1 protein-coding gene is annotated in these 1,420 nt (G+C 48.5%); it reads right to left on the bottom strand.

What is annotated here, in order from left to right; genetic code table 11:
- Positions 1-446: 446 nt before the first annotated feature.
- On the bottom strand, positions 447-1,420 hold a 974-nt coding region (locus RJ60_RS11445), incomplete at its 5' end, for a DUF1254 domain-containing protein (RefSeq protein ID WP_103134755.1).

Below are 1,420 nucleotides of genomic sequence, written 5' to 3'. Positions count from 1 at the left end.
ATCCACTTCAATAAACTGCCGCTTTGAAAGACTATCATTTCTTTGAGGGTAGTATGAAATGGAGGACTTGCCAGATATGGGGAAAGGGAAAATACATATCTCATGCTGCTGTTCCCGTGTGAACCACATTTGGTTAGGGTTGCAAAGGAAGGAGAGTTAGTCGCTAAGCCTCGTTGTTGGAAAATTACTTGCTATAGCGAGAAACGGCGCCCATCGCGAAGACAGACGCCCATTTATAGAATTCCTTAGAAGCACTCAAGAAAATGCCACGCAATCCACTCATGGGTCTTTGTGGTGGTACGTCTCTTTCTCTTTTCGTTTTTCCGCTTGCTCAGCTCTTCTTAGATTCCTTGCCGTCAAAGTTGCGTTGGAGCATTCGGTTTTGGTCAACCAATCAGTCCCCACCAATCGCTCTAGAATTCATAAGTTTTCTAAGTCAACACCAACTATTCACCAGCTTTTTGAACTGGTGGCGGACAGTACAGGGGATCCAGCCCTTCGGGCAGTGGTATATAGATCCTCATGGTGAGCTTGAACTCCCCGTCAGGTGTCGGAAGCCAGTTCGACTCCTTTGATGCTCCGGGTGATTCATGCTGCAGATATAGAACCAGAGAGCCATCCTCGCCATATTTCAATTCTGATCTATCGCCGATAGAGTATCTGTTCAGGGGATTCTCCACAAGGAACTGGTCCTTGTCGTACATTGTGAGCGACCAGAATCCTCTCGGATCAACCGGAGGCAACCGATCCTTGCTGAAGGTAATGACGTAGTTGTATTTTGAACCATCCAGTGTGTCACCATCGCTATCAGACAGACAGTTCGGGTAGAAGGTCTCTTCCAGATCGTTCCCATACAGTCCAAGATGAGCTGCCGCCGCCCTCATCAGATGCAGACCCTGCATTCTGTCCCTATTACCGAAGATTCTTTCTGGCAAAGACCAGCCGTCCTGAACGATCCCTATCTTCGTCTCCATTGCATAGATCTCGTCCCGGGCTTCAGTTATTGCCTCCTCTACAGCTTCTCTTACGGCTTCTGAAAGGCTATCGGGATCGAATGGATAATTCGGTCCGATTCCGATCCTAGAAAAACCGTTGATTAGAACCTCCTCCGAAGGGTGTATTTCAAGCTGCCCGAGAAGAAAGTTGAAGTATCCGATAAACCCAGTCGAGTCGGCAACACTTTGATCGAAAGGAGGCAGATCTACGGAACGAGTCTCTTCCGTAGAAGGATTTCCGCAATAATCGCTGAGAGCCTGCGATTTGTACTGCTGCTGTATCTCGAGAACCCTTTGAAGGTCTCCTTCCAGCTCACTGTTCACGCCGGTTCTCACTACGCAGTAGACAAAATTACCTTCGCTGTACACCACCCTGTCTATGCCTGCGGGAATTTCTCCATCCCAGTGTGGACCGGCAACCATGA

Source organism: Mesotoga sp. B105.6.4, from assembly GCF_002896535.1.
GTDB lineage: Bacteria > Thermotogota > Thermotogae > Petrotogales > Kosmotogaceae > Mesotoga.
The sequence above is the reverse complement of the archived record's forward strand: the minus strand, read 5'-3'. Positions and strand labels throughout refer to the sequence as shown.